The sequence below is a fragment of the Streptomyces sp. Sge12 genome (assembly GCF_002080455.1).
Lineage (GTDB): Bacteria > Actinomycetota > Actinomycetes > Streptomycetales > Streptomycetaceae > Streptomyces.
In genome coordinates, this window is the sequence record NZ_CP020555.1 from 5,462,463 (window position 1) to 5,488,762 (window position 26,300).

At 73.5% G+C, this 26,300-nt stretch carries 27 protein-coding genes and 1 other RNA gene; 17 read left to right on the forward strand and 11 right to left on the reverse strand.

The window, feature by feature from the left end; all coding sequences use genetic code 11:
* Positions 1 to 108 precede the first annotated feature (108 nt).
* Genes B6R96_RS24470 through B6R96_RS24480 form a run of 3 tightly spaced genes read left to right on the forward strand, consistent with a single transcriptional unit; the run spans position 109 to position 2,824 of the window.
* Positions 109 to 957, forward strand: a complete 849-nt coding sequence (locus B6R96_RS24470) for a helix-turn-helix domain-containing protein (protein WP_081523640.1) — start codon at positions 109 to 111, stop codon at positions 955 to 957.
* Positions 917 to 1,183: a DUF397 domain-containing protein gene (locus tag B6R96_RS24475; protein WP_081525235.1), complete on the forward strand. Its 267-nt coding sequence runs from the start codon at positions 917 to 919 to the stop codon at positions 1,181 to 1,183. The genes B6R96_RS24470 and B6R96_RS24475 overlap by 41 nt, the downstream gene beginning before the upstream one ends.
* Before the next feature lie 36 nt (positions 1,184 to 1,219).
* Positions 1,220 to 2,824 (forward strand): serine/threonine-protein kinase, encoded by a 1,605-nt coding sequence (locus B6R96_RS24480; protein ID WP_081523641.1) that lies wholly within the window; start codon positions 1,220 to 1,222, stop codon positions 2,822 to 2,824.
* A gap of 27 nt (positions 2,825 to 2,851) precedes the next feature.
* On the opposite strand, the gene B6R96_RS24485 is transcribed toward B6R96_RS24480, so the two are convergent.
* A complete protein-coding gene (locus B6R96_RS24485) occupies positions 2,852 to 3,439 on the reverse strand; it encodes a hypothetical protein (protein ID WP_081523642.1) in 588 nt (195 codons plus the stop codon).
* A gap of 157 nt (positions 3,440 to 3,596) precedes the next feature.
* Between B6R96_RS24485 and B6R96_RS24490 the strand changes: the two genes are divergently transcribed.
* The 4 genes from B6R96_RS24490 to B6R96_RS24505 all read left to right on the forward strand — a co-directional run bounded on the left by B6R96_RS24490 (position 3,597) and on the right by B6R96_RS24505 (position 8,397).
* Positions 3,597 to 4,430 (forward strand): PIG-L family deacetylase, encoded by an 834-nt coding sequence (locus B6R96_RS24490; protein ID WP_081523643.1) that lies wholly within the window; start codon positions 3,597 to 3,599, stop codon positions 4,428 to 4,430.
* Positions 4,431 to 4,497: 67 nt separating this feature from the next.
* Positions 4,498 to 6,630 carry an acyl-CoA dehydrogenase gene (locus tag B6R96_RS24495; RefSeq protein WP_081523644.1) on the forward strand — a complete coding sequence of 711 codons (2,133 nt, stop codon included), beginning with the start codon at positions 4,498 to 4,500 and terminating at the stop codon, positions 6,628 to 6,630.
* 15 nt (positions 6,631 to 6,645) lie between these two features.
* On the forward strand, positions 6,646 to 7,836 hold the full coding sequence (locus B6R96_RS24500) for a lipid-transfer protein (RefSeq protein ID WP_081523645.1): 1,191 nt from the start codon (positions 6,646 to 6,648) through the stop codon (positions 7,834 to 7,836).
* Between the two features lie 45 nt (positions 7,837 to 7,881).
* Positions 7,882 to 8,397, forward strand: a complete 516-nt coding sequence (locus tag B6R96_RS24505; RefSeq protein ID WP_081523646.1) for a YcxB family protein — start codon at positions 7,882 to 7,884, stop codon at positions 8,395 to 8,397.
* Positions 8,398 to 8,437: 40 nt separating this feature from the next.
* On the opposite strand, the gene B6R96_RS24510 is transcribed toward B6R96_RS24505, so the two are convergent.
* The 3 genes from B6R96_RS24510 to B6R96_RS24520 all read right to left on the reverse strand — a co-directional run bounded on the left by B6R96_RS24510 (position 8,438) and on the right by B6R96_RS24520 (position 9,772).
* Positions 8,438 to 8,710 carry a hypothetical protein gene (locus B6R96_RS24510; protein WP_081523647.1) on the reverse strand — a complete coding sequence of 91 codons (273 nt, stop codon included), beginning with the start codon at positions 8,708 to 8,710 and terminating at the stop codon, positions 8,438 to 8,440.
* On the reverse strand, positions 8,697 to 9,242 hold the full coding sequence (locus B6R96_RS24515; protein WP_053705036.1) for an RNA polymerase sigma factor: 546 nt from the start codon (positions 9,240 to 9,242) through the stop codon (positions 8,697 to 8,699). Before B6R96_RS24515 ends, B6R96_RS24510 begins: the two co-directional genes overlap by 14 nt.
* Before the next feature lie 176 nt (positions 9,243 to 9,418).
* Positions 9,419 to 9,772 carry a response regulator transcription factor gene (locus B6R96_RS24520; protein ID WP_053705037.1) on the reverse strand — a complete coding sequence of 118 codons (354 nt, stop codon included), beginning with the start codon at positions 9,770 to 9,772 and terminating at the stop codon, positions 9,419 to 9,421.
* A 254-nt stretch (positions 9,773 to 10,026) separates the two neighbouring features.
* Between B6R96_RS24520 and B6R96_RS24525 the strand changes: the two genes are divergently transcribed.
* From B6R96_RS24525 to B6R96_RS24535, 3 genes are read left to right on the forward strand one after another with little or no spacing between them, the layout of a single operon-like run.
* Positions 10,027 to 10,881 (forward strand): MaoC/PaaZ C-terminal domain-containing protein, encoded by an 855-nt coding sequence (locus B6R96_RS24525; protein WP_081523649.1) that lies wholly within the window; start codon positions 10,027 to 10,029, stop codon positions 10,879 to 10,881.
* A 52-nt stretch (positions 10,882 to 10,933) separates the two neighbouring features.
* On the forward strand, positions 10,934 to 12,010 hold the full coding sequence (locus tag B6R96_RS24530; protein ID WP_081523650.1) for a Zn-dependent alcohol dehydrogenase: 1,077 nt from the start codon (positions 10,934 to 10,936) through the stop codon (positions 12,008 to 12,010).
* 24 nt (positions 12,011 to 12,034) lie between these two features.
* Complete coding sequence (locus B6R96_RS24535; protein WP_081523651.1) at positions 12,035 to 12,976, forward strand: 3-oxoacyl-ACP reductase; 942 nt, start codon at positions 12,035 to 12,037, stop codon at positions 12,974 to 12,976.
* A gap of 227 nt (positions 12,977 to 13,203) precedes the next feature.
* Here the strand turns inward: B6R96_RS24535 and B6R96_RS24540 are convergent, their stop codons facing one another.
* Positions 13,204 to 14,283 carry a hypothetical protein gene (locus B6R96_RS24540; protein WP_081523652.1) on the reverse strand — a complete coding sequence of 360 codons (1,080 nt, stop codon included), beginning with the start codon at positions 14,281 to 14,283 and terminating at the stop codon, positions 13,204 to 13,206.
* Positions 14,284 to 14,785: 502 nt separating this feature from the next.
* Here B6R96_RS24540 and B6R96_RS24545 point away from each other — a divergent pair.
* Genes B6R96_RS24545 through B6R96_RS24555 form a run of 3 tightly spaced genes read left to right on the forward strand, consistent with a single transcriptional unit; the run spans position 14,786 to position 17,720 of the window.
* Positions 14,786 to 15,646, forward strand: coding sequence for a Nif3-like dinuclear metal center hexameric protein (locus B6R96_RS24545; RefSeq protein ID WP_030390002.1), 861 nt, complete (start codon positions 14,786 to 14,788; stop codon positions 15,644 to 15,646).
* Positions 15,643 to 16,386 (forward strand): zinc ribbon domain-containing protein, encoded by a 744-nt coding sequence (locus tag B6R96_RS24550; RefSeq protein ID WP_030390001.1) that lies wholly within the window; start codon positions 15,643 to 15,645, stop codon positions 16,384 to 16,386. Before B6R96_RS24545 ends, B6R96_RS24550 begins: the two co-directional genes overlap by 4 nt.
* The gene (locus B6R96_RS24555) at positions 16,386 to 17,720 is read left to right on the forward strand and encodes a bifunctional RNase H/acid phosphatase (protein ID WP_081523653.1); all 1,335 of its coding nucleotides are present in this window, start codon (positions 16,386 to 16,388) and stop codon (positions 17,718 to 17,720) included. The genes B6R96_RS24550 and B6R96_RS24555 overlap by 1 nt, the downstream gene beginning before the upstream one ends.
* Positions 17,721 to 17,725: 5 nt before the next feature.
* Here the strand turns inward: B6R96_RS24555 and B6R96_RS24560 are convergent, their stop codons facing one another.
* Entirely contained in the window at positions 17,726 to 18,073 is a 348-nt protein-coding gene (locus B6R96_RS24560) for a hypothetical protein (protein ID WP_030389999.1), read from the reverse strand.
* Between the two features lie 181 nt (positions 18,074 to 18,254).
* Positions 18,255 to 18,656: RNase P RNA component class A (rnpB, locus tag B6R96_RS24565), an RNA gene on the reverse strand.
* Positions 18,657 to 18,743: 87 nt separating this feature from the next.
* Between rnpB and B6R96_RS24570 the strand changes: the two genes are divergently transcribed.
* Both B6R96_RS24570 and B6R96_RS24575 read left to right on the forward strand, forming a co-directional pair.
* Positions 18,744 to 19,478 carry a MerR family transcriptional regulator gene (locus B6R96_RS24570; RefSeq protein ID WP_081523654.1) on the forward strand — a complete coding sequence of 245 codons (735 nt, stop codon included), beginning with the start codon at positions 18,744 to 18,746 and terminating at the stop codon, positions 19,476 to 19,478.
* Positions 19,475 to 20,311, forward strand: a complete 837-nt coding sequence (locus B6R96_RS24575) for a hypothetical protein (RefSeq protein ID WP_053705043.1) — start codon at positions 19,475 to 19,477, stop codon at positions 20,309 to 20,311. The genes B6R96_RS24570 and B6R96_RS24575 overlap by 4 nt, the downstream gene beginning before the upstream one ends.
* Here B6R96_RS24575 and B6R96_RS24580 read toward each other — a convergent pair.
* Complete coding sequence (locus B6R96_RS24580) at positions 20,308 to 21,807, reverse strand: RNB domain-containing ribonuclease (protein ID WP_081523655.1); 1,500 nt, start codon at positions 21,805 to 21,807, stop codon at positions 20,308 to 20,310. The two genes, B6R96_RS24575 and B6R96_RS24580, sit on opposite strands and share 4 nt — an antisense overlap.
* 112 nt (positions 21,808 to 21,919) lie before the next feature.
* On the opposite strand from B6R96_RS24580, the gene yaaA reads away from it, so the two are divergent.
* Positions 21,920 to 22,723 (forward strand): peroxide stress protein YaaA, encoded by an 804-nt coding sequence (gene yaaA / locus B6R96_RS24585; RefSeq protein ID WP_030389995.1) that lies wholly within the window; start codon positions 21,920 to 21,922, stop codon positions 22,721 to 22,723.
* A 50-nt stretch (positions 22,724 to 22,773) separates the two neighbouring features.
* Here the strand turns inward: yaaA and B6R96_RS24590 are convergent, their stop codons facing one another.
* Positions 22,774 to 23,523 (reverse strand): bifunctional DNA primase/polymerase, encoded by a 750-nt coding sequence (locus tag B6R96_RS24590; protein ID WP_030389994.1) that lies wholly within the window; start codon positions 23,521 to 23,523, stop codon positions 22,774 to 22,776.
* 170 nt (positions 23,524 to 23,693) lie between these two features.
* Positions 23,694 to 24,305, reverse strand: coding sequence for a TetR/AcrR family transcriptional regulator (locus tag B6R96_RS24595; RefSeq protein ID WP_052875323.1), 612 nt, complete (start codon positions 24,303 to 24,305; stop codon positions 23,694 to 23,696).
* 81 nt (positions 24,306 to 24,386) lie between these two features.
* On the opposite strand from B6R96_RS24595, the gene ddaH reads away from it, so the two are divergent.
* Positions 24,387 to 25,259: a dimethylargininase gene (gene ddaH / locus B6R96_RS24600; protein ID WP_335755545.1), complete on the forward strand. Its 873-nt coding sequence runs from the start codon at positions 24,387 to 24,389 to the stop codon at positions 25,257 to 25,259.
* A 6-nt stretch (positions 25,260 to 25,265) separates the two neighbouring features.
* Here ddaH and B6R96_RS24605 read toward each other — a convergent pair whose 3' ends face one another.
* Positions 25,266 to 26,264, reverse strand: coding sequence for a small ribosomal subunit Rsm22 family protein (locus tag B6R96_RS24605; protein ID WP_081523656.1), 999 nt, complete (start codon positions 26,262 to 26,264; stop codon positions 25,266 to 25,268).
* Positions 26,265 to 26,300: the final 36 nt, after the last annotated feature.

Consider the following 26,300-nt stretch of genomic DNA (forward strand, 5'->3'; position numbering starts at 1 on the left):
TGACCGCTTGCCCCATTCGGGCCATCGGAGCGCACCGGTCTGATTACGCTCGGCGACAGGGCGAAACGAACGCCGAACGCACAGCGTGAACTTGGGGGTGACCACCTCATGGTCAAGATCCGAGAGCTCGATCCCAGTGCCTCACCGCTGGACTACTACGGCTACGAACTGCGGCGCCTGCGGGAGCAGGCGGGCCTGAAGCAGGCGCAGTTGGGCGAGATCATCTTCTGTACGGGGTCACTGATCGGCCAGATCGAGACGACGAAGCGCGTCCCGACCCGGGACTTCTCCGAGCGGGTGGACGCGGCGCTGGGCACCGGCGGGGTGTTCTCGCGACTGGTCGGGCTGGTGCTGCGCAGCCAGCTGCCGACGTGGTTCCAGCCGTACGCGGAGATGGAGGCCCGGGCCTCGTACATCTCCACCTTCCAGGCGCAGTTGGTCTACGGGCTGCTCCAGACACCCGCCTACGCGCGGGCCGTGCTCGGGGTGCGGACCGAGGGGGACCTCGACGCGAAGGTGGCCGCCCGGATGGAGCGGCAGCGGATCCTCGACCGCGAAGACCCGCCATTGATGTGGGTGGTGATGAGCGAGGCCGTGCTGCACCAGGAGGTCGGTGGGCGCGAGGTCATGCGGAACCAGCTCGCCCATTTGTTGGCCCTGCAGAGGAGGGAGTGGGTGATGGTGCAGATCCTGCCGTTCGAGGCGGGTGCCCATGTGGGGCTGGATGGGACGTTCAACCTTCTGCGGTTCGAGGACGACCCCGACATCGTCTATACCGAGGACTTCGTGCAGGGCCATATGACGGCCAATCCGCAAGCTCTCAGGGAGGGTTCGCTCCGATACGATCATTTGCAGGCAGCCGCCCTGTCCCTGGAGGGCTCGGCGGCACGGATCGCCCGCGTAATGGAGGAGCGTTATGGACACCATCCGGAACCTGACGGGCGCGCAGTGGCGTAAGTCTTCGTACAGCGGGACCACTGGTGGCGACTGCGTCGAGTGCGCGCCGCTCGGTGACACCGGCTGGCTCAAGTCCTCGTACAGCAGTGACACCGGCGGCGAGTGTGTCGAGATCGCCGCTCAGCCCTGCCTCGTCGCCGTCCGGGACTCCAAGGACCCGGAGGGGCCCGTTTTCACCGTCCGCCCCTCGGCGTTCGCGGCGTTCGTGAGGTCCGTCTCGGTATGATCCGCCCCCTGTCGAGGGGGAGGGAGTCGGGGGGAAATGGAGCACGTGGGACCGGCCGGTCCGACGCACGTGGGGCCGTTCGCGGTGGCCGGTGTGCTGGGGCAGGGCGGTATGGGGCGGGTGCTGCTGTGTGCGGGGCCCGATGGGCGGCTCGTGGCCGTCAAACAGGTGCTCGCGCACTTCGCCGACGATGCGGGCTTCCGGGCCCGGTTCCGGCGTGAGGTAGCCGCCTCGCGCAAGGTCTCCGGGGCCTATACGGCGGCCGTGATGGACGCCGACCCGGACGCGCCGACGCCCTGGCTGGCCTCGGTGTTCGTGGCCGGGCCCTCGTTGGGTGCCGTGGTGAAGACGGACGGGGTGCTGGACGGGGCCGTCGTGCACCGGCTCGCCGCCGGGCTGGCCTCGGCCCTGGCGGAGATCCACCGGGCGGGGCTGATCCACCGGGACCTCAAGCCCGACAACGTGCTCCTCACCGAGGACGGGGTGCGCGTCATCGACCTCGGGATCGCCCGTGCGACCGAGGGCGAGACCGACGGCGAGACCGGGCTGACGCGCACGGGCTGGGTGATCGGCTCGCCCGCCTTCATGTCGCCCGAGCAGGCCGAGAGCAAGCCGCTGACCTCGGCCAGCGACGTGTTCTCGCTCGGTTCCGTACTGGTCATGGCGGTGACGGGCAACAGCCCCTTCGCCGGGACCTCGACCCTCCAGACGCTCTACGACGTCGTGCACTCCGTACCCGACCTGAGCGCCGTGCCCGCCGGGCTGCGCGGGATCGTGGAGCGCTGCCTGGCCAAGGACCCGGCCGCCCGGCCGACCCCGGCGCAGCTCCTCGAACTCCTCGGGCCGGTCGCTCCGGCGGGCCGGCAGTGGCCGCCCGCCGTGTACCGGATGCTGGCCCAGCAGCGGGCCGACATCGACCGGCTGTTCGCGGGCGAACCGGTGGATGCGGTCGCGGCACCGCCGGAGCCGGAGCCGGAGCGGGAGCGGGAGCCCGAGCCCGACCCCGATCCCGAGGTCCGGCCCGAGCCCGCCGACGAGGTCACGAAGCCGGCCCCGCCCGTCGTCCCGCCCCGGCCCACCGCCCCGCCGCGCCCGGCCCCGCGCATCCGGCAGCGGACCATGGCCCTGCTGGCCGCCGGGTTGCTCGTCGCGACCGGCATCGGCGTGGGTGCGTACGCCCTGGACCGGGAGGCGACCGCCGATCCCGCCGCGTACGCCGATGTACCGGCCTGCCCGGAAGCCACCCAGAGGATCCTGCTGACGGGGCGGGAGACGACGGACGACTTCCACAGCGCGGACGCCAAGCAGGCTCACACGATGTGCTCCTGGTACGAGTTCCAGCCCGCGAAGCGACGGAATGCGCTGGTCCGGTGGGACGTCAAGCGGGGCGGCAGCGATATCGCCAACGCCAAGCTCCAGCAGACCGGCTTCGCGGCGGATGCGGCCCGGGGGAGGAGGGCGAACGGCCTCGGGTTCGGTGACGGGGCCTACTGGGGGGCCTCGTATCAGGAGTGGACCTGCGAACTCGCCGTCCGGCAGGGCAACCTCGTCGTCTGGGTCGGCCTGGCGCAACAGCAGGGCTGCGAGGCCAAGGCCAAGGAGGTCGCCAAGGCGGCGCTCACCGCGGTGCCCGGCGGCTGACCTACGACGTCGGCTGGGTTCCGGCGGTCAGTCGAAGATGTCCAGGAGGTCTCCCCAGGATCCGTTGCCGGCGGTGGAGCGGACCCGCATCGGGCGCGGCTCCGGGTACGTCTCCGCCGAGGCCCTCGCGCGGACGACGTCCGGCCCGCCGCACGCTTCCACCGCGAAGGCGCCGAAGACCTTGGCGAACGCGGCCGGGTCGCGGAACTCCACGCCGAACGCCCGGCCGTCCAGGAGCGGCACCCACACCCCCCGGTCGGACCGCGGCCACTCCAGCACCGGCTGGTCGTCCGCGGTCGAGCGCCCCTCCAGCCACAACCGGGCCACGTGCAGCAGGTTCACCTTGTCCATGGGCATCCGCTTGCGCCGCACGCGCAGCTCCTGCGTCGTGAGCGTGACCTGCTGGTCCTTCTTCGGGTACCAGACGACACCGATCCCCAACGGCGCCCACAGCAGGACGCCGATCATCGGCCAGGTCACGGCGTCGCTCCACGAGCGGATCAGGCCGCCGTCCAGCAGGTACACGGCCCCGAAGACCAGGGCCCACTTCACCGTCATCCGCCAGAACTCGCTGCCCTGCCGGTACAGGACCCGCCGCTTGGTTGTCATCGCCATGCCCGCACGCTATCCGCAGCCGTCCCGTCCCCCGGAGGGGCCACCCTCGCGGTCCGAACGGCCCGCGAGGGGAACAGCAGGTCCGGCCGGCAGCGTTGAATCGACCTGGGTTCCGCGCACCCCGCACCCACCCGTGTCTTTGTAGGAGGACTTCCCAATGACCGACCGGCCCTTGACGCTCATGGCAGTGCACGCCCACCCCGACGACGAGGCCACCGGAACCGGAGGGGTCCTCGCGCGGTACGCGGCGGAGGGCATCCGCACGGTTCTCGTGACGTGTACCGACGGCGGATGCGGGGACGGGCCCGGGGGCGTCAAGCCCGGTGATCCCGGGCACGATCCGGCGGCCGTCGCCCTGATGCGCCGACAGGAACTGGAGGCGAGCTGCGAGGTCCTGAAGATCAGTGATCTGGAGATGCTGGACTACGCCGACTCCGGGATGATGGGCTGGTCGAGCAACGACGCCCCCGGATCCTTCTGGAAGATGCCCGTGGAGGAAGGCGCCGCCCGCCTCGCGGCCCTCATGCGGCACTACCGGCCCGATGTGGTCGTCACCTATGACGAGAACGGCTTCTACGGGCACCCCGACCACATCCAGGCCCACCGCATCACGATGGCGGCGCTCGAGATGACCGAGATGACGCCGAAGGTGTACTGGACGACGATGCCGCGCTCGGCGATGGAGCGGTTCGGCACGATCATGCGGGAGTTCGGCGAGGACATGCCGGAGCCGGATCCCGCCGAGACCGCCGCGCTCGCCGAGATCGGCCTCCCCGACGACGAGATCACCACGTGGGTGGACACCACCGCGTTCAGCGGTCAGAAGTTCGACGCGCTGGCCGCGCACGCCAGCCAGGGCGAGAACATCTTCTTCCTCCGGATGGGCAAGGAGAGGTTCGGCGAGCTGATGGGCCTGGAGACCTTCGTGCGCGTCCAGGACACCACCGGCGCGGCCGTGCCCGAGAACGACCTCTTCGCCGGCCTGCGCTGACCCGCACGTCGATCCGAATGCTCATCTGACCTTCCGTCAGATTGGAACGTGTTCTAGTCTGCCGCGCATGGGCATCGGAATCACGCAGGAGCAGCGGGAGTTGGCCGAGGCGGTGCGCGGCTGGGTCGCGCGGGCCGTGCCTCCCGAGGAGGTCCGCAAGCTGCTCGACACCCCGCCGCAGACCGGGGTGCGGCCCGCCTACTGGGACGCCATGACCGCGCAGGGGCTGCTGGAGCCGCACCTGGACGGCGGGACCCTGCTCGACCTGGCCGTCGTCGTCGAGGAAGCGGCCCGGGGCGCGCTGCCCGGGGCGTACCTGCCGAGCGCGCTGGCCTCCGTACTGCTGGAGCGGGCGGGGGCCGAGCCGCTCGACGGGCGGGTGGGGGCGGTCGCGCTCGGGCCCGGGACACTGACCGCCGTGGCCGTCGAGGGCGGCGGGTACCTGCTCGACGGGATCGCCCCGCCCGTGCTCGGCGCGGGCGAGGCCGACCTGGTGCTGCTCGCCGCCGAGGCCGCGCACGGCACGTGCTGGTTCGCCGTGGACGCCGCCGCGCTGGACATCCGTACGCACGAGAGCGCCGACCCGACGCGCCCCACCGCCGAGGTGCGGGCGCGCGGGGTCGCCACCGCCCCCGACCGGCTGCTGGAACTGGACGCGGCGCTGGTCCGGGACCTGGCCTGCGCGCTGTTCGCCGCCGACGCCTGCGGCACCGCGGCCTGGGCGCTGGACACGGCCGCCTCGTACGCGAAGGTGCGCGAGCAGTTCGGCCGGCCCATCGGGCAGTTCCAGGGCGTCAAGCACCTGTGCGCAGACATGCTCGTCCGCCTCGAACAGGCCCGGGCCATGGCCTGGGACGCCGCCCAGGCCATGGAGGAGCCCGCCGAGGTGCGCTCGCTCGTGGCGGCCCTCGCCGCCGGGACCGCCCTGGACGCCGCCTACTCCTGCGCCAAGGACTGCATCCAGATCCTCGGCGGCATCGGCTTCACCTGGGAGCACGACGCGCACATCTACCTGCGGCGGGCGCTCGTCGCCCGCCAGCTGCTGGGGCCCGGCGACGGGCACCGGGTCCGGGCCGTGCGGTCCGCGGCGGGCGGTGCGCGGCGCGAGCTGCGCCTGGAACTCCCCGCGCAGGCCGAGACGTACCGCGCGAAGGCCCGTACCGCCATCGCGGACGCGCGCGGGCTGGACCCGGCGACCGCCCGCCGGATCCTGGCCCCCACCGGCTACGCGGCCCCGTACCTGCCGCCCCCCTACGGGCTCGGCGCGGGGCCCGTCGAGCAGCTCGTCGTCCAGCAGGAACTGGCCGCGGCCGGGGTGAAGGTCGCCGACCTCGGGATCGCCACCTGGGTGGTGCCCTCGCTGATCGCCTACGGGACACAGGCCCAGCGGGAGGCCTACGTACCGGCGACGCTGCGCGGGGACATCACCTGGTGCCAGCTCTTCTCCGAGCCCGGCGCGGGCTCCGACCTGGCCTCGCTGCGGACCCGCGCGGAGCGCCGGGAGGACGGCTCCTGGAAGATCAACGGGCAGAAGGTGTGGACGAGTTCCGCACACAGCGCCGACTACGGGATCCTGCTCGCCCGCACCGACCCGGACGTGCCCAAGCACAAGGGGCTCGGCTACTTCCTCGTCGACATGAAGAACACCCCCGGCATCGAGATCCGCCCGCTGAAGGAGATCACCGGCGAGGCCCTCTTCAACGAGGTGTACTTCGACGACGCGCAGCTCCCGGCGGACGCGCTGGTCGGCGCCGTCGACGGCGGCTGGAAGGTGGCCCGCAACACCCTCGGCAACGAACGCGTCCACATGGCCGACCAGATGACCTTCGACACCGGCCTGGAGGCGCTCCTCGCGCACGCCGCCGAGCTCGACGGCACGTACCGCAGGCGGATCGGCGCACTGGCCGCCGAGGCGCACGCCCTGGCCTGCATCGGGCTGCGCACCACCCTCCAGCAGGTGTCGGGGCTGGAACCGGGCGCGGGCGCCTCCGTCCGCAAGCTCGTCCAGACCCCGCACCAGCAGCGGACCGCCGAGCTCGCGCTCGAACTGCTGGGACCGGCGGGCGCGGTGCGGGAGGGGGCGGGGGAGCGGGCGGTGCACGGGATGCTCATGTCCCGCTGCCTGACCATCGCCGGAGGCACCACACAGGTCCAGCTCAATGTCGTCGCCGAGCGGATTCTCGGCCTCCCGAGGGACTGAAGGGACACCAGGGGCATGAAGTCGTACATCGTGGGTGTCGGCATGACGAAGTTCGAGAAGCCGGAGTCGCGGGACTGGCAGTACTGGGACATGGCGAAGGAGGCCGGGACGGCGGCGCTCGCGGACGCCGGCGTGGACTACGGGCTCGTCGAGCAGGTCCCGGTGGGCTACTGCTTCCAGGCGTCCACCGCCGGCCAGCGGGCCGCGTACGAGCTGGGGCTCTCCGGGGTGCCTGTCTACAACGTCAACAACAACTGTGCGACGGGCTCGACGGCGCTGATGATGGCGCGGCAGTTCGTGCAGGGCGGGATCAGCGACTGCGTGCTGGCGCTGGGCTTCGAGAAGATGAAGCGCGGCGCGCTGGGCGGTGGAGCCGACGGAGGTGACTTCAAGACCTCGCCGGTGGCCCGGCACTACGGGATCATGGCCGCCGGCCACGGCTTCGAGATGTCCCCGCCAACGGCGCAGATCTTCGGCAACGCGGCGCGGGAGCACATGGAGCGGTACGGGACCACGGCCGCGCAGCTCGCGGCCGTGGGCGCGAAGAACCACCGGCACTCGGCGAACAACCCGAACGCGCAGTTCCAGGACGTGTACGGGGTCGAGGAGATCCTGGCGGCGAAGGAGATCCACGCGCCGCTCACCAAGCTCCAGTGCTCGCCGACCTCGGACGGCGCGGCGGCGGCGCTGGTGGTGTCGGAGCGGTTCGTGGTGCGGCACGGGCTGCACGACAAGGCGGTGGAGATCGTCGGCCAGGCGATGACGACGGACACGGAGGCCTCCTTCGCGTCGGGCTCGTGCATCGACGTGGTGGGCAAGCCGATGACGGCCGCGGCGGCCCGGCAGGCGTACGGGGCGTCGGGGCTCGGGATCGAGGACGTGGACGTCGTGGAACTGCACGACTGTTTCTCGATCAACGAGCTGCTGACGTACGAGGCGCTGGGCATGTGCGAGGACGGCGCCGCCGGAAAGCTGCTGGAGTCGGGCGCGACCACGTACGGCGGGCGGTGGGTGGTGAACCCGTCGGGCGGGCTGATCTCGAAGGGGCATCCGCTGGGGGCGACCGGGCTGGCGCAGGCCGCCGAACTGGTCTGGCAGCTGCGCGGCGAGGCGGGGCCGCGGCAGGTCGCGGGGGCGAGGGTGGGGTTGGCGCACAACATCGGGCTGGGCGGCGCGGCGGTGGTGACCCTCCTGCGGCGGGGATAGGAACGCGCTTTCGTCCACGGGGGCGGAGCGTTAGGCTCCGCCCCCGTGAGCGAGATATGCGGGGCATCCTTCAGCGCCACCGGCAGCGTGACCAGGGACGAGTACGACGAGGCCGCCAGGGCGGCGGGGCTGTTCCGGCGGGGCCGGATCGTGGGCGCCCTCGGCACGGCCCTGCTCGCTTCGGCGGGGGTGGCGCTGTCCTCGGGCGGTCTCACCCTGCACCCCGTCCCCCTCGGGATCGCGGTGGCGTACGGCCTCTTCGCGCTGCTGTTGCTGCCGCGGTGGGCGGTGGCCCGGGGCTTCCGCACGGGCAGGGCCGCCGAGGAGAAGCGGGTCGTGGTGGACGGTACGGGCATCGAGGTGTTCCGGGGCGGGGAGTCGCAGCGGATCGTGTGGGACGAGATGCGCTACTACTACGAGACGCCCCGGCTGCACGTGTTCGTGGGCCGCTCGCGCCGCCGGACGTGTCTCGTGGTGCTGCCCAAGCGGCTGTTCACCGCCCCGGGCGAGAGCGAGCTCCTCGCCGCCTTCGGGCAGGAGCAGGCCGGCGACGGCTCGTAGCGGCCCCGGGGGTCGCGCCGCCCCGGGGTGCGCCCCGCTCTCAGCGGGCGGCGGGGCGCAGGGTGCAGCTGCCGTCCTCGGTGCACTCCCGTTGCAGCCGGCCCCGGGAGAGCGTCTGGGCCAGGCCGATCGCCCAGCACATCGGGCAGCCGCGCAGGGCCACCAGGCCGACCGGGGCGAGGGCCAGGGTGAGCGGTCCGTACAGCGGCAGGAGCGCGAAGGCGCCGATCAGGCTGCCGATGCCGACCGCGCCGCGGACCAGGTGCCGGGGCAGGGTGGAGCTGGCGAAGTCGGGGCCGTCAGCAGTGTTCATCGTCGCCTCCGAGCAGGGTGTCGTGGAGGGCCGCACGGGCCCGGTGCAGCCGGGACTTCATCGCGGCGGTGGTGAGGCCCAGCGCGTCGGCGGCCGTCCGCCCGCTGTGCCCCTGGATGTCCCGCATGATCAGCACGCGCCGCTGGTCCTCGGGGAGGGCGGCGATGGCCCGCGCCACCCGGGCCGCCTCCAGGCGCTGCAGGGCCTCCTCCTCCGCCGACCTCACGGCGGTGTCCGGCAGCGGAGCGCGCTCGTGCGGGACGAGCCGGGCGCGGCGCAGGCACTCGTTGCGGACGATGCGGAACATCCACGAGGCCAGTGCGCCGGACGCGCGCAGCATCCCCACCTTGCGGTAGAGGATGATCAGCGCCTCCTGGGCCGCGTCCTCGGCGTCCTCGGGGGAGGCGCACAGCGAGTGCGCGAACCTCCGTACGTTCGGGTGCGAGCCGGAGACCAGCGCGGTCAGCGAATCGAGGTCCCCGCGCTGCGCGGCGAGGACCAGGGTCTCGGCGGGCCAGGTCGACTCAGCCACGGGAGCGGGCCCGTCGGCGCAGCACGACGACCGTGCAGGTGCAGAGCAGCAGAACGGCGACGGCGCCGGCAACGAGAGCGATCACGGAAACCTCCGGGTCAGGTGCCGACCTGGGCGTCGGCACATGCATAAGAGGCGCCGGTGCCGGAAAAGGATTCTCCCGGATCCCCCCGACTTCATCCCAGGGCCGGGTCCACCACCGTCTCGCCCATGGAAGCACGGCGGATGGAGTCCGCGAGCTCCTCGACGGGGCCGTCGCGCAGGACCAGGCCGGCCGCGCCGGCGGCGAGGGCGGCCTCCGCCAGGCCGGGGTGCGCCGAGCCCGTGAGGACCAGTACCCGGCACTCCGGGTCGTCGGCCAGCAGCGCGGTCACGGCCTCGAGTTCCTCCACGAGGGCCACCGCGGGCCGGGCCATCGGGTCCCGGACGACCTCGATGTCCGGCTGGAGGCCCAGCTGGAGCGCCAGGGCGGGATGCGGCGGCTCCAGCAGGACGCGCAGGGCGCGGGCCGCACGGTGGTCAACAGGCATTTCGTCCACGCGGGCAGGGTATGGCCCGGGCCCGCGGCGGCCGGGCAACACGCGCCGCGCACAGCCGATCTGACGTGAAGTCATGAGTCTTCCCAAGTGCGGGGGCGTGCGTTATACATTTCCTCACCGGTCGGGGCTAGAACGCGTTCTAGAACCGGCCCCCGCATACGACCTCGGTGCGGCCGACGGTGCGGACGGCCGCACCGAGGTCTTCCAACGGCCCCGGTTCTCCAACGACAGGGAGCAGCACCCCCATGCCGATCGATGCCGCCAAGGCCCTCGCCGCCGAACCCCGTCTCGGGGAGATCGGCTGGGACCACAAGGACATCCAGCTCTACCACCTCGGCCTCGGCGCGGGCCGGCCGGCCACCGATCCGGACGAGCTGCGCTACACCCTCGAGTCCAAGCTCCACGTCCTGCCCAGCTTCGCGACCGTCGCGGGCGCCGGCATGGCCATGATGGGCGGGCTCGCCGCCCCCGGGATCGAGATCAACCTCGCCAACGTCCTGCACGGCGGCCAGTCCATCGAGCTGCACCGGCCCATCCCCGTCAAGGGCAGCGCCACCTCCACCGCCAGGGTCGCGGCGCTCTACGACAAGGGCAAGGCCGCCGTCGTCGTCCTGCGCACCGAGGTCGCCGACGCCGACGGGCCGCTGTGGACCAGCGACGCGCAGATCTTCGTACGGGGAGAGGGCGGCTTCGGCGGCGAGCGCGGCCCCTCCGTCAAGGAGGAGCTGCCCGAGCGCGCCCCGGACCGCGTCGAGGAGCGCCACATCCGCGAGGAGCAGGCCCTGCTCTACCGCCTCTCCGGCGACTGGAACCCGCTGCACGCCGATCCCGAGTTCGCGAAACTGGCGGGCTTCGACCGGCCGATCCTGCACGGCCTGTGCTCGTACGGGATGACCCTCAAGGCCGTCGTGGACACGGCCTTGGGCGGGGACGTCTCCCGGGTCCGGGCCTACCGCACCCGCTTCGCCGGGATCGTCCTCCCCGGCGAGACGCTGCGCATCCGGATGTGGCAGGAGCCCGGCCGGGTCCTGGTGTCGGTGAGCGCCGTCGAACGGGACGACGCACCGGTCCTCGCCGACACCGTCGTCGAACACGCCTGAGCACGAGAACCGAGTACCAGTACGGACCGTACGAGACCCAAGGAGCCGCACCGTGCGCGCAGCACTGCAGAGCGAGATCGGCCAGGACAAGCTCGAGGTCGTCGACGACATGGAGGCCGTGGGCCTGGGCCCCGGCAAGGTGAAGATCCGGGTCAGGGCCACCGGCCTGTGCCACTCGGACCTCTCCGCGATGAGCGGCGTGCTGCCGCAGCCCGCCCCCTTCGTCCCGGGCCACGAGGGCTCCGGGGTGATCGCCGACGTCGGTGACGGGGTCACCTCCCTCAAGCAGGGCGACCGGGTCCTCGTCTGCTGGCTGCCGCCCTGCGGCCACTGTCCGTCCTGCAAGCGCGGCCAGGGCCACCTGTGCCTGGCGAGCCTGGTCAACGCGGGCACCCCCAACTTCCGCCGCGCGGGCGGGGACATCTTCGGCTTCGCCGCGACCGGCACCTTCGCCGAGGAGCTCGTCGTCGACGCCGCGTGCGCCGTCCCGATCCCCGACGACGTGCCCTTCGACATCGCCGCCCTCATCGGCTGCGGGGTCACCACCGGCCTCGGCGCGGCCATCAACACGGCGCAGGTGGAGGCCGGCTCCTCGGTCGCCGTCATCGGCTGCGGCGGCGTCGGCATCTCCGTCATCCAGGGCGCCAAGGTCCAGGGCGCGGCCCAGATCATCGCCGTCGACCCGGTCGAGTCGCGGCGCGAGGCGGCCCTGCGCTTCGGGGCCACCGAGGCCGTGGGACCGGAGGCCTTCGACGACGCCAAGAACCGGATCACCGGCGGCGAGGGCTTCGACTACGTCTTCGAGGTCGTCGGCAAGTCCGCCACCGCGCAGACCGCGTACCGGATGACCCGGCGCGGCGGCAGCGTGGTGATCGTCGGGGCGGGCGCACTGGACGACAACTTCCAGATCGACATGTTCTCGCTCTTCTTCGACGAGAAGAAGATCCTGCCGTCGATGTACGGCGGCGGGGACGTGCTCCGTTCCTACGAGCGCACCATCGCCCTGTGGCGGGCCGGCCGGGTGGACCTGGCGAGCCTGATCACGCACCGGGTGCAGCTCGCCGAGATCAACGACGCGCTCGACCAGATGCGTACGGGCGTGGCCCTGCGCACCTGCATCGAACTCTGACCCGTTTCGAGAGGAACCGTACGGATGTCACTGCCACTTGAGGGGCTCTCCGCCATCGTCACGGGCGCGGGGCGGGGGCTCGGCCGGGCCGAGGCGATCGAGCTCGCGCGGCTCGGCGCGAGCGTGGTCGTCAACGACTTCGGCCAGCCGGGCCGGGACGGTTCCGGGGAGGCCTCGGCCGCCCCGGCGGAGGAGGTCGCCGAGGAGATCCGCGCCGCGGGCGGCCGGGCGGTGGCGCACCTGGGCGACGTGGCGGACTTCACGCAGGCTCGGGAACTGGTCGAGCTGGCCGTGAGCAGCTTCGGGAAGCTGGACGTCCTGGTCAACAACGCGGGCATCCTGCGCGACCGGATGGTCTTCTCGATGTCCGAGGAGGAATGGGACTCGGTGATCCGGGTCCACCTCAAGGGCCACTTCAACACCACCCACTTCGCGTCCGTGCACTGGCGCGAGCGGTCCAAGGCGGCGGGCGGCCCGGTCTACGGCCGGATCATCAACACCTCCTCCGAGGCCTTCCTCGGCGGCTCGGCCGGCCAGCCCAACTACGCGGCGGCCAAGGGCGGCATCGTGGGCCTGACCACCTCGACCGCGCTCGCGCTCGCCAAGTACGGGGTGACGGCCAACGCCATCTGCCCGCGCGCCCGCACCCGGATGACCGAGGACGTCTTCGCCGGCTTCCAGGTCCCGGAGGACGGCAAGCTGGACGCCCTCGCCCCCGAGCACGTCTCCCCGCTCGTCGGGTACCTGGCCTCGCCCGCCTCGGCCGGGGCCAACGGCCAGCTGTTCGTCGTGCACGGCGGGATCGTGGCCGTCATGGAGCGCCCGAAGGTGGCCGCCAAGTTCGACACGGCCAAGGAGTCCTTCTCCTACGAGGAGCTCGACGAGCTGCTCACCCCGCACTACGCGTCCCGCCCGGCGAACGAGACCTTCGCCGCGACCGAGGTGCTCGGCCTCAAGCACGCCTAGGCCGTCTCTTCCGGATCTTGTCGGGCCCGGCCCGCCCGGCACGGCACCTCGCCGCGTTGTCGGGGCGCCCGAGTACGTCCAGTACACGGGCGCCCCTCCGCCTTGCGATGTACCGCACCGGACGACCCGGGCTCACCCGGCAAGATCCGAAAGAGACGGCCTAGACCCCGGGCCACCGGCCACCGGCCACGGTTCGCAGGGCGTACGGGGCGACCGCCCCCCGCCCCCTATCGCCCGGCCAGCGGTGCCTGCTGGAGGGGGACCGGGCGGCGGGGGACGGCCGCCGCGGGCGTTTCCACCACCACCGGCGGCTGAGGGGAGACCGGCAGGTTCATGCCGACCATCCCGCAGGGCACCTCGGGGGTCGCGTACGGCAGGTGCAGGCGGCCCTGCGCGCTCCACAGGCCGCTGCCGCCGAGCCACCCGGCCGGGGCGCCGAGCCGGAAGACGTGCCGGTCGGCGGGGCGCCACAGGCCCACGTCGCCCTCGGGCAGCCGCAGCGCCACCCCGCAGGTCTCCGGCATCAGGGCCTGGCCGGGCTGGACCGCGAACGGGCGGGCGGCCCCCAGGCGGGCCAGGCACTCCGGGAAGCGGACGGGCAGGGAGCTGCCCAGCACTCCCCAGCCCAGGCGCGGTTCGCCCGGGGCGTCGGAGCGGATCAGCAGCAGCCCGCTGTCCGGGTCGGCCAGCAGCAGCAGGTCGTCACTGTCCTCGGTGATCTGCAACAGCGGGGAGATCTGGCCCAGCCCCAGGTCGACGACGACGGCCTTGGTGGTGCCGTCCAGCTCGCGGTCCAGGGCCAGCAGCCGGCCCGCCCGGTCCAGCCACACCCCGCCCGAGCAGCGTCCCGGGATCCGGGCGACGGGCGTCGGCCCGAAGGGGGCCCCGGCCACCTGCCAGACCGTGGTCACGGTGTCCTCCGCGGCCAGGGCGAAGGCGCAGGACCCGTCCGGGGACGGCGGCAGCAGGCGCACCCGTACGCCCTCCTGCGCCTCCACCCCGCCGAGTTGCAGCTCCCCGGTGCGCGGACCGGCCGCGGCGCCCGTCGGGTACAGCAGCGCGAAGGCGTGCCGCTCCGCCACCCGGCGGTGGATCAGGACCCGCCCGTCGGCCAGCGGCAGTACCTCGCTGTCCGCCTCCTCGGGCTGCGCGAGCGGCAGCGGTACCGCGTACGCCTCGGGCCCGGCCAGGGTCCAGCGCTCCGCGTAGAGCGACTCGCCCTCCCCGGCCAGCCGGGCGGCGTACGACCCGTCCGCGGCGATGGTGAACGCGGCCGTGGTCGTCATTTCGATGGCACAGACAGTCATTCCGTGGTCACCTCCGGGGTGGAAGCTAGTTTTCGGGCAACCTGACGAACAACACCACCAACACGGCTTCACACATACGGGTGTCCGCGCGGCGATTCGCGCGTGGCGGGCGGGACGGTTGTGCTGCGGCCCTGCCGTGCCGCCTGCGGCGAGCGCGCCGACGAACCGCGCCGACCGCCCCGGACCCGTCCCCGCTTCACCGCCTGCGGCGAGCGCGACGGTGGGCCGGGCCTGCCGTGTCCGGTCGGTCCCGGGCCGGTTCCCGCTTCGCCCTGCCGCCTGCGGCGGGCCGACCGGGACGGACCTCCGGCCCCGGGCGGTTGCCTTCCTGCGGCGGGCACGACAGGGGACCGGGCGCTCCGCCCGGCAAGTCGGCCACCGGCCGGTCCGCCGGTCCGCCGGTCCGCCGGCTGCGGGGCGCAGGACGGCGGGCCGGACCGGGCGGTCGGGGCGGGGGACCGGGGCTGACCGGGACGGTCGCCCCGGACGGTAGCCTTGGCCCGTGCCCCGTCTCTCTGAAGTCATCGCCGCGCTGGACGCTCTCTGGCCCCCCTCGCGGGCCGAGCAGTGGGATGCCGTCGGAACCGTCTGCGGCGACCCGGACGCCGAGGTCAGCCGGGTCCTGTTCGCCGTGGACCCCGTCCAGGAGATCGCCGACGAGGCGGTCAAGCTGGGCGCCGACCTGATCATCACCCACCACCCCCTCTACCTGCGGGGCACCACCACCGTCGAGGCCGGCACCTTCAAGGGCCGCGTCGTGCACACGCTGATCAAGAACGACATCGCGCTGCACGTCGCCCACACCAACGCCGACACAGCCGACCCCGGAGTCTCCGACGCCCTCGCCGGCGCACTGGACCTGCGGATCACCGGCCCGCTGGTGCCCGATCCCAGCGACCCGGACGGCCGCCGCGGCCTCGGCCGGATCTGCGAACTCGACCACCCCGAGACCCTGCGCGAGTTCGCCGCGCGCGCCGCGGCCTGGCTGCCGCCGACCGCCCAGGGCATCCGCGTGGCCGGGGACCCGGACATGCCGGTCCGCCGCGTCGCCGTCAGCGGCGGCTCCGGCGACAGCCTCTTCGAGCAGGTCCGCGCCGCCGGTGTGGACGTCTTCCTGACGGCCGACCTGCGCCACCACCCGGTGTCCGAGGCCCGCGAGCAGAGCCGCCCGCTCGCTCTCGTCGACGCCGCCCACTGGGCCACCGAATGGCCCTGGTGCGAGCAGGCGGCCGCGCAGCTCGACGCCATCTCCGAGCGCCACGGCTGGGGTCTGCGTACCCACGTCTCGCGCACGGTCACCGACCCGTGGACGGCCCACGCGCCGTCCGTCACACCCCCTTCTATCTCTGGAGCCCCCAACTGAACGCCGAGCCCGCCGACCAGATCCGACTTCTCGACGTCCAGGCCCTGGACGTCCGGCTGTCTCAGCTCGCCCACAAGCTCAAGTCGCTGCCCGAGCACGCCGAGCTCGACTCGCTCACCAAGGACCTGGCGCAGCAGCGCGACCTGCTCGTCGCCGCCCAGACCCAGGCGAGCGACACCGCGCGCGAGCAGACCAAGGCGGAGCAGGACGTGGACCAGGTGCGCCAGCGCGCCGTCCGCGACCAGCAGCGGCTCGACTCGGGCGTGGGCATCTCGGCCCGGGACCTGGCGAACCTGCAGAGCGAGGTCGTCTCCCTCGCCAAGCGCCAGGGTGACCTGGAGGACGTGGTCCTGGAGGTCATGGAGCGCCTGGAGGGTGCGCAGGAGCGCGTCACCGAGCTCACCGAGCGCGTCTCCGCCCTGGAGGCCAAGGTCGCGGACGCGACCGCGCGCCGGGACGCGGCCACCGCCGAGATCGACACCGAGGTCGCCAAGGTCACCAAGGACCGCGAGGTCATCGTGACGTCGATGCCGGCCGACCTGATGGCGCTGTACGAGAAGATCCGCGTCAAGCAGGGCGGGGTGGGCGCCGCGCGCCTCTACCAGCGCCGCTGCGAGGGCTGCCGGCTGGAGCTGGACATGGCCGAGGTCAACGAGATCAAGGCCGCCGCCCGCGACCAGGTCGTCCGTCACGAGAACTGCGGCCGCATCCTGGTCCGTACGGCCGACTCGGGCATCTGATGCCGAGCCCTGTCCGGTTCGTCGTGGAGGCGGACGGCGGGTCCCGGGGCAACCCCGGGCCCGCCGGCTACGGCGCGGTGGTGCTCGACCCGGCGACGGGCGAGACGCTGGCCGAGCGCGCCGAGTACATCGGCGTCGCGACGAACAACGTGGCGGAGTACAAGGGCCTGATCGCCGGCCTCGCCGCCGCACGTGACCTGGCGTCCGACGCGCAGGTCCTGGTCCGGATGGACTCGAAGCTGGTCGTCGAGCAGATGTCGGGCCGCTGGAAGATCAAGCACCCGGACATGAAGCCGCTCGCCGCCGAGGCCGCGCGGATCCTGCCGCGCGCGCAGGTGACGTACGAGTGGATCCCGCGCGAGCGGAACAAGCACGCCGACCGGCTCGCCAACGAGGCGATGGACGCGGGCAAGCGGGGCGAGCAGTGGGAGCCCTCGGCGTCCACGGCCGCCCTCGACCACGGAGCGGCGCGCGCCCTGGCCACCCCGCCGGCGCCGTCGGGCCCGCCCGGTGACGCCGCCGCGGGCGCGGCGGCCGTCCGCGCCGCCCTCGCCGCAGCCCCGGCTGCCTCCGGGGCCACGGCCGCGGCGGCGCCCGAGCTCGCCGGCACCCTGTTCGCCGACGCGGAGGCCCTGGCGGACGCGATCGAGCCCTGCCTCGACTCGGAGGCTCCGGCGGTGACGACCGGTCCCGGCTGGGGCCCGGACATGGGCGCCCCCGCGACCTTCGTCCTGCTGCGGCACGGCGAGACCGCCCTCACCCCGCAGAAGCGCTTCTCGGGCAGCGGCGGCAGCGACCCCGAACTGTCCACGGCGGGCCTGCGCCAGGCCCACGCGGTGGCCGAGGCGCTGGCCGCCCGCGGCACCATCCAGACGGTCATCAGCTCCCCGCTGCGCCGCTGCCACCAGACCGCCCAGGCCGTCGCGCTCCGCCTCGGGCTCTCCGTGACGGTCGAAGAGGGCCTGCGCGAGGTGGACTTCGGGGCGTGGGAGGGGCTCACCTTCGCCGAGGTGCAGCAGCAGTTCCCGGAGGACCTCCAGGCCTGGCTGGACTCCCCGAAGGCGGCCCCGACCGGGGGCGGGGAGAGCTTCATGGCCGCCACCCGCCGGATCTCGGCGACCCGCGACCGCCTGCTGGCCGCGCACGCGGGCCGCACGGTCCTGCTGGTCACCCACGTGACCCCGGTCAAGATCCTGGTCCGCCTCGCCCTGGGCGCCCCGCCGGAAGCCCTGTTCCGCATGGAACTGTCGGCGGCCTCCCTCTCCGCGGTGGCCTACTACGCGGACGGCAACGCCTCGGTCCGCCTCCTGAACGACACCTCCCACCTGCGGTAGGGCCGTCAGGGCGCGGGCCTGAACGGGCCGAGGGCCTCCATCGCCCGGTCGAGGGCGCGGACCATGTTCCGCGCCTCGGCCCGGGCGGACTGGACGGCGCCGCCCGCCTGCCGTGCGTACGGGCGGGGCCGTTCCCCGTCCGGTGCGGCCCAGTCGCCGTCGTCACGGCGCCCGATGCCGGCCTCCAGATGGCGCAGCGCGTCCTCGAGGTGGCGTGCGAGTTCGCGCAGGCTCCCGGTCACGGCAGCGATCTCGGCGGGGCTCGCGTAGGCACGGCGGGGGTCGGTGGTCGCTTCGGCGAGGTCGCGTATGTGCGCGGCTGCCGCGGCCGCGCGGGCGGGGTGATCGGTCATGTGGCCGAGAGTGCCGCATCCGCCGGACCCGCCGGAAGGCGTGTGCACCGACTGCCGGGATCCGGTGGCGGGGCCGCCGTCCGAGCCCGCCGGCGTCCGACGGGAAAAGCCCGGGCCGGGGCGGGCCGCTTGCCGGTGGGGCCGGGGCGGGGGCCACTGGCCCGAACGGGAGTGGGAGTGGCAGACGAGTCGGCCTGTACGCCGGGTTCTGTCGCCCGGAGACCTCGCGGTCGCCGGGGAGACGGCCATCCATCTAGGACCGGTGTTGCCACCGGCCTCGTGCGGTCTACCCGCGAACTCGGGCGGGCAGCCCTCGAGCGTTCGCGCAGACCCGTCCGGGGACGGATCCTCTTGACCTTGCTCCGGGTGGGGTTTACCTAGCCGCCTGAGTCACCTCAGGCGCTGGTGGTCTCTTACACCACCGTTTCACCCTTACCGAGGGCCGAAGCCCCTGGCGGTCTGTTTTCTGTGGCACTGTCCCGCGGGTCACCCCGGGTGGGCGTTACCCACCACCCTGCCCTGTGGAGCCCGGACGTTCCTCGGCGGGATCCGAGGATCCCGACGCGGCCGCCCGGCCGACTCGTCTGCCGTGGCGACCATGTTACCCGGGGCGACGGCCGCACTTGACCTCGCTTGACCTTGACGCAGCGGCAGGGTTTCTACTGAGGGCATGCGGATCGGAGAGATCGCCGCGGTCGTCGGGCTCACCACCCGGGCGATCCGGCACTACCACCATGTCGGGCTGCTCCCGGAACCGGAGCGGCGCCCCAACGGCTACCGGGCCTACAGCCTCCGCGACGCCGTCCTGCTGGCCCGCGTGCGCCGGCTCACCGAGCTCGGGCTCAGCCTCGACGAGGTGCGCGACGTCCTCGCGGACGACGCCGGGCGCGAACTGGCCGACGTCCTCACGGAACTCGACGCCGACCTGGCCCGGCAGGAGGCCGAGATCCGGGAGCGCCGGCGGCGGCTCGCGGTACTGCTCGCCGCAGGGCCGGGGGAGGCCGAACCGCTCTCGCCCGCGCTCGCCGAGCTGTTGGCGAAGGCGCCCCCGACCGGCTCCCCGGCCGCGGCCAAGGACCGCGAGCACCTGATCCTCCTCGACGCGGCGGGCGCGGGCGGCCAGGAGGTCTACGCCGCCCTCGGCCCGCTCGCCGCCGACCCCGCCGTGCTCGCCCTGTACGAGCGCCTCGACGAGCTCGCCGACGCGCCCGTCGACGACCCGCGGATCCCGCCCCTGGCGGCGGAGCTGGTGGCGGCCGTCCCCGACGAGGTGTTCGGCGCGATCCCCGCCGACGGGGCGGTCGTGGCCGGGTTCAAGGAGGCGCTGCTCGCCGAGTACGCGCCCGCGCAGGCGGAGGTCGTCCGCCGCGTCATGGAAGCCTTCATCGAGAGGGGGCGGGGATGACCCGCATACGGGCGGCGCGGATCGCCGTCACCGCCGTGCTCCCGGCGGAGCTGGCGCTCGTCGTGTGCCTCGTGGCCGGGGTGCGCCTGCCCGGGTGGGCGCTCGCCGCCACCGAGGTGCTCCTCGTCGCCGTGCTGCTGCTGGAGGCCCGGGTGCTGCACGGTCTCTACGCCGCCGAGCGGGCCCGCGGCGCCGGGCGCCGGGCCGCCCGGCACGCGGCGGTCCGGGCCGTGGTCCCCGTACAAGTGCGGCGGCTGGTGCTGCACGAGCTGCGCGCCACCGCCTCCCTCGGCCGGTGGGCGGTCCGCGGGAAGCACGGGGTGCGCCCCGGGGACCTCGCCGCCGCGTACACCGGACCGCAGACGGCCATGATGTACGGATTGCTCTTCGTGTCGGTGGTCGAGACGGTCGCCCTGGCCGTGCTCATCCCCTGGCCCGCCGTGCACCGGGTGGTGCTCGTACTGGACGTCTACAGCCTCCTGCTCGTCCTCGCCCTGCACGCCGCGTGCGTGACCCGGCCGCACGTGGTCCGCCCGGACGGGTCCCTGCGGATCCGCTACGGGGCCCTCTTCGACCTCGCCGTGCCGCCGGACGCGGTGGCCTCGGTACGGGTGGACCGCCGCTATCCGCAGGGCCGGCTGGTGACGCTGTCCGAGGACGGGGTGCTCGACCTCATCGTCGGCAGCCAGACCTCCGTCACCCTGGAGCTGAACCGGCCGCTCCCCTTCACCCGGCCGCTCGGTGCCACGGGCGAGGCCCGGACCGTCCGCTTCCACGCCGACGACCCGCGCGCCCTGGTCACCGCCCTGCGCCGACAGCCCGCGCCCTCCTAGGCCGTCTCTTCCGGATCTTGTCGGGCCCGGCCCGTGCCTTCCCGGGCCGGCTCCCGGACCGGCGCGAAGAGGATCTTCGACGTGCCCGGGTCGGCCTGCGCCAGCCGGACCCGGATCCGGTCGCCCAGCGGCAGCGCGGCCCCGGTGGACTCGACGCGGCCGACCACCGCCGGATCCTCCAGGTGGACCGTGCCCACGAGCGGCTCCCGGTCCCTGACATCGATGACCGTGGCCTCGAAGGTCTCCCCGACCCGGTCCTTCAGCACGGCGGCCTCGACGAGGTCCACGGACTCCCGCTCCACCGTGTTCGCCAGCCGCGTGCCCTGCGCCATCTCGTCCGGGAGCGCCGGGAGCGCGGCCATCACCCAGTCCGGCGGCTCGGTCCCGGCCGCCGCCGCCACGCACAGCTCGCCGGCGTACCGGTCGACGAGGCGGCGCAGCGGCGCCGTGCAGTGCGTGTACGGGGCGGCCACCGCGGCATGGATCGCCGGGTCGGGGCTCTCGCCGCCGGTGAAGGCGGTGTAGCCCGCGCCGCGCAGCAGGGCCGTGCACTCCTGGAGGAAGGCGGCGTGGGCGGGGCGGTGCGGGTCGAGGGAGCGCACGAGTTCGGCGTACGGGACGTGGTGCGGCCAGTCGATCCGCAGGGCCTTCGCCGTCCGGCGCAGCCTGCCGACCGCGCCGTCGGGGGCGCTGGGCAGGGTGCGCAGGATGCCCGAGCCCGTGGCCAGCATCAGATCGGCCGCGGCCATGCCGGTCATCAGGGAGAGCTGCGCGTTCCAGCCGTCGGCGGGCAGCGGGGCGCGGTAGGCGAGGGCGTACGTGCCGTCGCGCTCGACGACCTCCTGCTCGGGCACGTTGAGGGAGATACCGCCGCGGGCCGCTTCCAGGGCTTCGCGGAGCCGGCCGATGTCCTTCAGGAGGGCGAGCGGCTCCTCCGCCGTGCCGGTGTCGATGGCTTTCTGGACGCCGTCGTAGTCGAGTTTGGCCCGGCTGCGGATCAGTGCGCGGCGGACGTCGACGGTCTCCACCCGGCCGTCGGGGTCCAGGTCGAACCGCCACACCAGCGCCGGGCGGACCTGGTCGGGCAACAGGCTCGCCGCACCCTCGGACAGGACGGCCGGGTGCAGCGGGATCCTCTCGTCGGGGAAGTAGAGGGTGGTCACGCGGCGGTGCGCCTCGGCGTCGATCGGGCCGCCGGGGGTGACGAAGGCGGCGACGTCGGCGATGGCGTAGCGGACGGTGTAGCCGCCGCCGGAGCGCTTCGCGAGGTGCATGGCCTGGTCGAGGTCGACGGAGTCCGGCGGGTCGATCGTGAAGAAGGGGATGTCGGTGCTGTCCAGGTCCGGGAGCCGGGGGTGCGCCGCCGCGTGCTCGGCCTCCGCGAGGACCGCCGCGGGGAAGGCCTGCGGTACCTCCAGCTTCGTCCGCAGTTCACGCAGCGCGGCCCGCAGAGCAGCCCCGTCTGCGCCGGTCATGTGCATCTGACGGCGTGGCATGCGTCGAGCGTAGGTGGGGTGGGCCCGGACGGCACGGCGAGCGGGTGCCGCGGACGTCTACCCTGGCTCGGGGGCCGCACCCCCTGCGATGTCGTACCGAAGGAGATCCACCGTGCTCGTGCTGCTGCCGCCGTCCGAAGGAAAGGCCGCCGGCGGCTCCGGCGCACCCCTGAAGCCGGAGACGCTGTCGCTGCCCGGTCTCGCCCCGGCCCGTGCGGCGGTGCTGGAGGAGCTGGTCGAGCTGTGCGCGGCGGACGAGCCGAAGGCGCGCGAGGTGCTGGGCCTGAGCGAGGGACTGCGCGGCGAGGTCGCCAAGAACGTGGAGCTGCGCACGGCGGGAGCCCGTCCGGCGGGCGAGATCTACACGGGCGTGCTCTACGACGCGCTCGGCCTGGCCGACCTGCCGGCGGCGGCACGGGCCCTGGCGCAGGACGCGCTGCTCGTCTTCTCGGGGCTGTGGGGTGCGGTCCGGATCACCGACGCGATCCCCTCGTACCGCTGCTCGATGGGGGTGAAGCTGCCCGGGCTGGGCGCGCTCGGCGCGTACTGGCGGGGTCCGATGGCGCAGGTCATGCCGGAGGCGGCCGGGGACGGGCTGGTGCTGGACCTGCGGTCGGCGGCGTACGGGGCCGCGTGGAAGCCGAAGGGTGAGGTGGCGGGGCGGACCGCGAGCGTCCGGGTGCTGCACTCGCAGCTGGTGGACGGGGTGGAGAAGCGGTCGGTGGTGAGCCACTTCAACAAGGCGACGAAGGGGCGGCTGGTACGGGACCTGCTGCTGGCGGGGGCCGTGCCGGGCGGGCCCGCGGAGCTGGTCACGGCCCTGCGGGACCTGGGGTACGTCGTCGAGGCCGAGGCCCCCGCGAAGGCGGCGAAGGCCTGGTCCCTCGACGTGGTCGTGACGCAGATCCACCACTGACGCGCCGTACCGGCGGCTCCGCCCCCGCACCCCCGAGGCCGGGCGGAGCCCTACTGGCCCAGGGGCCAGGCGACCACGGCCGGGGTCGGATTCGCGGTACCCGCGTACGCGGCGCAGGCGTCCGTCAGGGTTTCCAGGAGGGTGAGCGGGTCCGGGAGGGTGTGCTCGATACCGCGGATCCAGGTCACCGCCTGGTCACCGGGCAGGGCCGCCGGCGGGACCAGGACGTAGCTGCCGCGGCAGTGCCAGCGCAGGCCCGGGTGTTCGTCCATCGTCTCGGGGTGGCAGTCCAGCGCGCACGGCCACCACTCGTCCTCGTCCTCGGGGGTGCCGCGGGTGGCGGTGAAGAAGAGCATCCGGGCCTGGTCGCCGGTGCCGCCCGATTCGGCGACGGGGCCGACCTCGATCCCGGCCTCCAGCAGCCGGGCCAGGGCGTCGGCGCCGGCCTCCAGCGGGACGTCGAGGACGTCGTGGACCATGCCGGTCGCGGTGATGAAGTTGGCCAGGGGCTCATTGCGCGCCCAGCGCTCGACCTGTGCGCGGTCGGTGGTCGACTGGGTCTGCCAGGCGAAGGAGACGGGGTGCCGTGCGGGCGTCGGACAGCCGATCCGGTCGCACGAACATCGGTAACCGGCGGGATGGGCGGCGGGGGCGAGCGGCAGGCCCGCGGCGGCGAAGGCCAGGAGGAGCGCTTCGCGCTCCGCTCCGGGGTCCTCGGCGGTGGGTTTCTGCCGCCGGCGCAGCCACTGGGAAATCCTGCTCTGCTCGCCGCGTTTGACGCGGCCGGACTCAGACCCCATCTATCCCCTCACCTCACCGTATCCCCGGCGGACCAACCCATGGTCCCACCATCCTGAGCCCCGGGTGACCGGTCTCGACGACCGGGGGGTTGGAGAGGGGCGGCCGAAAACCCGTACAAAACCATAGAATCAGGCCAAATCCTCTCGGCCGGTTCCCGGCCACCGGCCCGTCAGCGGGCGGTGACGTTGGCCACCCCGCCGAGCACCCGGTCCACCAGCGCGTCGGTGTACGCGTGCGTCAGGGGCGCGGTGCGCAGCAGCCAGCGGTAGGTGAGCGGCCCCAGCAGCATCTCCACCGTCAGCCGCAGGTCGGTGTCCGGTGCGAGCTGGCCGGCCTCGCGGGCGGTGTGCAACCGCGCCTCGTACAGGGCGAGCTGGGGCTCCAGCAGCTGCTCGGTGAAGCGGGCGCCGAGCTCCGGGTCGGTGGCGCCGGCCGCCGTCAGGGCGCGCGCGGGGGCGTCGTACTTCTCGTCGTTGAACTCGTCGACCGTCGCCCGCAGGACGTGCTTCAGGTCGGCCGCGAGGTCCCCGGTGTCGGGGAAGCCGGTCCACTCGGCCTCCGTCTCCGCGTCCCCGGCCAGGGCCAGCGAGGCGTCGAGGAGGACGGCTGCCTTCGACGGCCACCAGCGGTAGATGGTCTGCTTGCCGACGCCCGCGCGGGCGGCGATGGCCTCGATGGTCAGCTTGTTGTAGCCGACCTCCCCGACGAGCGCGAGCGCGGCGTCGAGGATGGCGCGCCGGGAGCGGTCGCTGCGGCGGGTGGCGTCAGGGGTCTTGGGCATGGCCCGAAACTACCAAAGCGAGACGTCTCGTCTTTCCATAGGTTTGCTTAAACCACCCAATCAGTTCACTGTGCTGTCCTGGTGGAGGAGAGACGATTCTCTCCAGCACTCGCCCAGAGTCGTGAAAGTCGTGAGGAGCCTTCTTTGCGCAGAGACGCCACACCCCGGCGCTACCTGATGTGCCCACCCGCACACTTCAAGGTCACGTACTCCATCAATCCGTGGATGGATCCCACGAAACCGGTGGACCTGCCCCTCGCACTGGCCCAGTGGGAGGACCTGAGGGACCGCTACCGCGCCCTCGGGCACATCGTCGAGACCCTCGAACCCGAACCCGCGCTGCCCGACATGGTCTTCGCGGCGAACGGCGCGCTCGTCGTCGACGGCCGGGTCCTCGGGGCCCGGTTCGCCTACCCGGAACGGGCCGCCGAGGCCGAGATCCACCTCGACTGGTTCCGTGCCAACGGCTACACCGAGATCCACGAGCCGTCCCACGTCAACGAGGGCGAGGGGGACTTCGCGGTCACCGACGGCTACATCCTGGCCGGCCGGGGCTTCCGCTCCAGCCCGCTCTCGCACGACGAGGCGCAGGAGTTCTTCGGCCGCCCGGTCATCGGCCTCGACCTGGTGGATCCGCGCTACTACCACCTGGACACGGCGCTCAGCGTCCTCGACGGCGACGAGATCATGTACTACCCGGACGCCTTCTCGCCCGGCAGCCAGGGAGTGCTCAGGCGGCTCTTCCCGGACGCCCTGATCGCCGACGGCCGGGACGCTGCGGCCCTCGGCCTGAACGCCGTCTCCGACGGTCTGCACGTGCTGCTCCCGCAGGCGGCGACCGGGCTGCTGGCGCCGCTGCGGGACCGGGGGTTCGAGCCGGTCCCGATGGACCTGGGCGAGCTGCTCAAGGGCGGTGGCAGCGTGAAGTGCTGCACCCAGGAGCTGCGCCCGTAGGGCCCGTTACGGCGCCGGGGGCCAGGCCCGGCCCCAGTCGACGTCCCGTGCGGCCTTGTAGAGGTCACCGTGGCGCTTGGTCACATTGACCCGCGTCAGGCCCGCTTCCGCGGGGCCGCACAGCTCCAGCAGGACGAGCCCCTTCCGGATCTGCGGCTTGCGCGTGATCCGGGAGGTGGCCGGCTCCGTGGGGAAGCGGGTCGCGGCGACGTAGCTGAACTTCTCGTCCTCGTAGGGGAGCGAACCGCCCTTGACCTGCCGGTGCAGGGAGGACCGGCTGACGCGTGCCGAGAAGTGGCACCAGTCCTGGCCGACCTGGATCGGGCAGGTCCCGTCGTGCGGGCACGGGGCGGCGACCCGCAGCCCGGCCCCGATCAGTTGGTCGCGGGCCTCCCGGATGCGCAGGTAGCCCTCCGGCGTGCCCGGCTCGATCAGCACCACGGCCTGCCCGGCCCGCGCCGCCTCGGCGACGACGGCCGTGCGCGCCTGCGGGGTCAGCTCGCCGAGTACGTACGACACCGTGACCAGGTCGGCCTCGGGGAGGCTCAGCCCCGCGCCGATGACGGCCCGCCGCCACGCGGCGCCGCGCAGCACCTCGGAGGTCGAGGCGGCCGCGAGCTCCCGGCCGAGGGCCAGCGCCGGTTCCGCCCAGTCCAGCACCGTGGTCTCCCGCGGGCCGTCCCAGGTGGCGTCCACGGCCCAGGTCGCGGCTCCCGTACCGCCGCCCACGTCCACGTGCGAGGCGGGTGACCAGTCGGGGGCCGCCTCGGCCAGCCCGTCGAGGGCGCTGCGGACGGCCTCGAAGGTGGCGGGCATCCGGTACGCCGCGTACGCCGCCACGTCGGAGCGGTCGCGCAGCACGGGCGCGTCGGTCGGGGTCTGCCCCCGGTAGCTGGCGATGAGCCGCTCGACGGCGGCCGAGGCCTGCTTCTTCGGGAGTCCGTCGAGCAGCCCGCCGAGGGTGCTGCGCAGGGTCTCGGCGGTGGTGGGGGCGGAGGCGTTCACCTGCGAAGTTTACGCCGCGGCGGCTCCGCCCCCGAC

Bases quoted from the DNA above. Each gene is read 5' to 3' on its own strand.
- B6R96_RS24470 (WP_081523640.1), top strand. From the start codon at position 109: ATGGTCAAGATCCGAGAGCTCGATCCCAGTGCCTCACCGCTGGACTAC.
- B6R96_RS24475 (WP_081525235.1), top strand. From the start codon at position 917: ATGGACACCATCCGGAACCTGACGGGCGCGCAGTGGCGTAAGTCTTCG.
- B6R96_RS24480 (WP_081523641.1), top strand. From the start codon at position 1,220: ATGGAGCACGTGGGACCGGCCGGTCCGACGCACGTGGGGCCGTTCGCG.
- B6R96_RS24485 (WP_081523642.1), bottom strand. From the start codon at position 3,439: ATGGCGATGACAACCAAGCGGCGGGTCCTGTACCGGCAGGGCAGCGAG.
- B6R96_RS24490 (WP_081523643.1), top strand. From the start codon at position 3,597: ATGACCGACCGGCCCTTGACGCTCATGGCAGTGCACGCCCACCCCGAC.
- B6R96_RS24495 (WP_081523644.1), top strand. From the start codon at position 4,498: ATGGGCATCGGAATCACGCAGGAGCAGCGGGAGTTGGCCGAGGCGGTG.
- B6R96_RS24500 (WP_081523645.1), top strand. From the start codon at position 6,646: ATGAAGTCGTACATCGTGGGTGTCGGCATGACGAAGTTCGAGAAGCCG.
- B6R96_RS24510 (WP_081523647.1), bottom strand. From the start codon at position 8,710: ATGAACACTGCTGACGGCCCCGACTTCGCCAGCTCCACCCTGCCCCGG.
- B6R96_RS24520 (WP_053705037.1), bottom strand. From the start codon at position 9,772: ATGCCTGTTGACCACCGTGCGGCCCGCGCCCTGCGCGTCCTGCTGGAG.
- B6R96_RS24525 (WP_081523649.1), top strand. From the start codon at position 10,027: ATGCCGATCGATGCCGCCAAGGCCCTCGCCGCCGAACCCCGTCTCGGG.
- B6R96_RS24535 (WP_081523651.1), top strand. From the start codon at position 12,035: ATGTCACTGCCACTTGAGGGGCTCTCCGCCATCGTCACGGGCGCGGGG.
- B6R96_RS24540 (WP_081523652.1), bottom strand. From the start codon at position 14,283: ATGACTGTCTGTGCCATCGAAATGACGACCACGGCCGCGTTCACCATC.
- B6R96_RS24555 (WP_081523653.1), top strand. From the start codon at position 16,386: ATGCCGAGCCCTGTCCGGTTCGTCGTGGAGGCGGACGGCGGGTCCCGG.
- B6R96_RS24560 (WP_030389999.1), bottom strand. From the start codon at position 18,073: ATGACCGATCACCCCGCCCGCGCGGCCGCGGCAGCCGCGCACATACGC.
- B6R96_RS24570 (WP_081523654.1), top strand. From the start codon at position 18,744: ATGCGGATCGGAGAGATCGCCGCGGTCGTCGGGCTCACCACCCGGGCG.
- B6R96_RS24575 (WP_053705043.1), top strand. From the start codon at position 19,475: ATGACCCGCATACGGGCGGCGCGGATCGCCGTCACCGCCGTGCTCCCG.
- B6R96_RS24580 (WP_081523655.1), bottom strand. From the start codon at position 21,807: ATGCCACGCCGTCAGATGCACATGACCGGCGCAGACGGGGCTGCTCTG.
- B6R96_RS24590 (WP_030389994.1), bottom strand. From the start codon at position 23,523: ATGGGGTCTGAGTCCGGCCGCGTCAAACGCGGCGAGCAGAGCAGGATT.
- B6R96_RS24595 (WP_052875323.1), bottom strand. From the start codon at position 24,305: ATGCCCAAGACCCCTGACGCCACCCGCCGCAGCGACCGCTCCCGGCGC.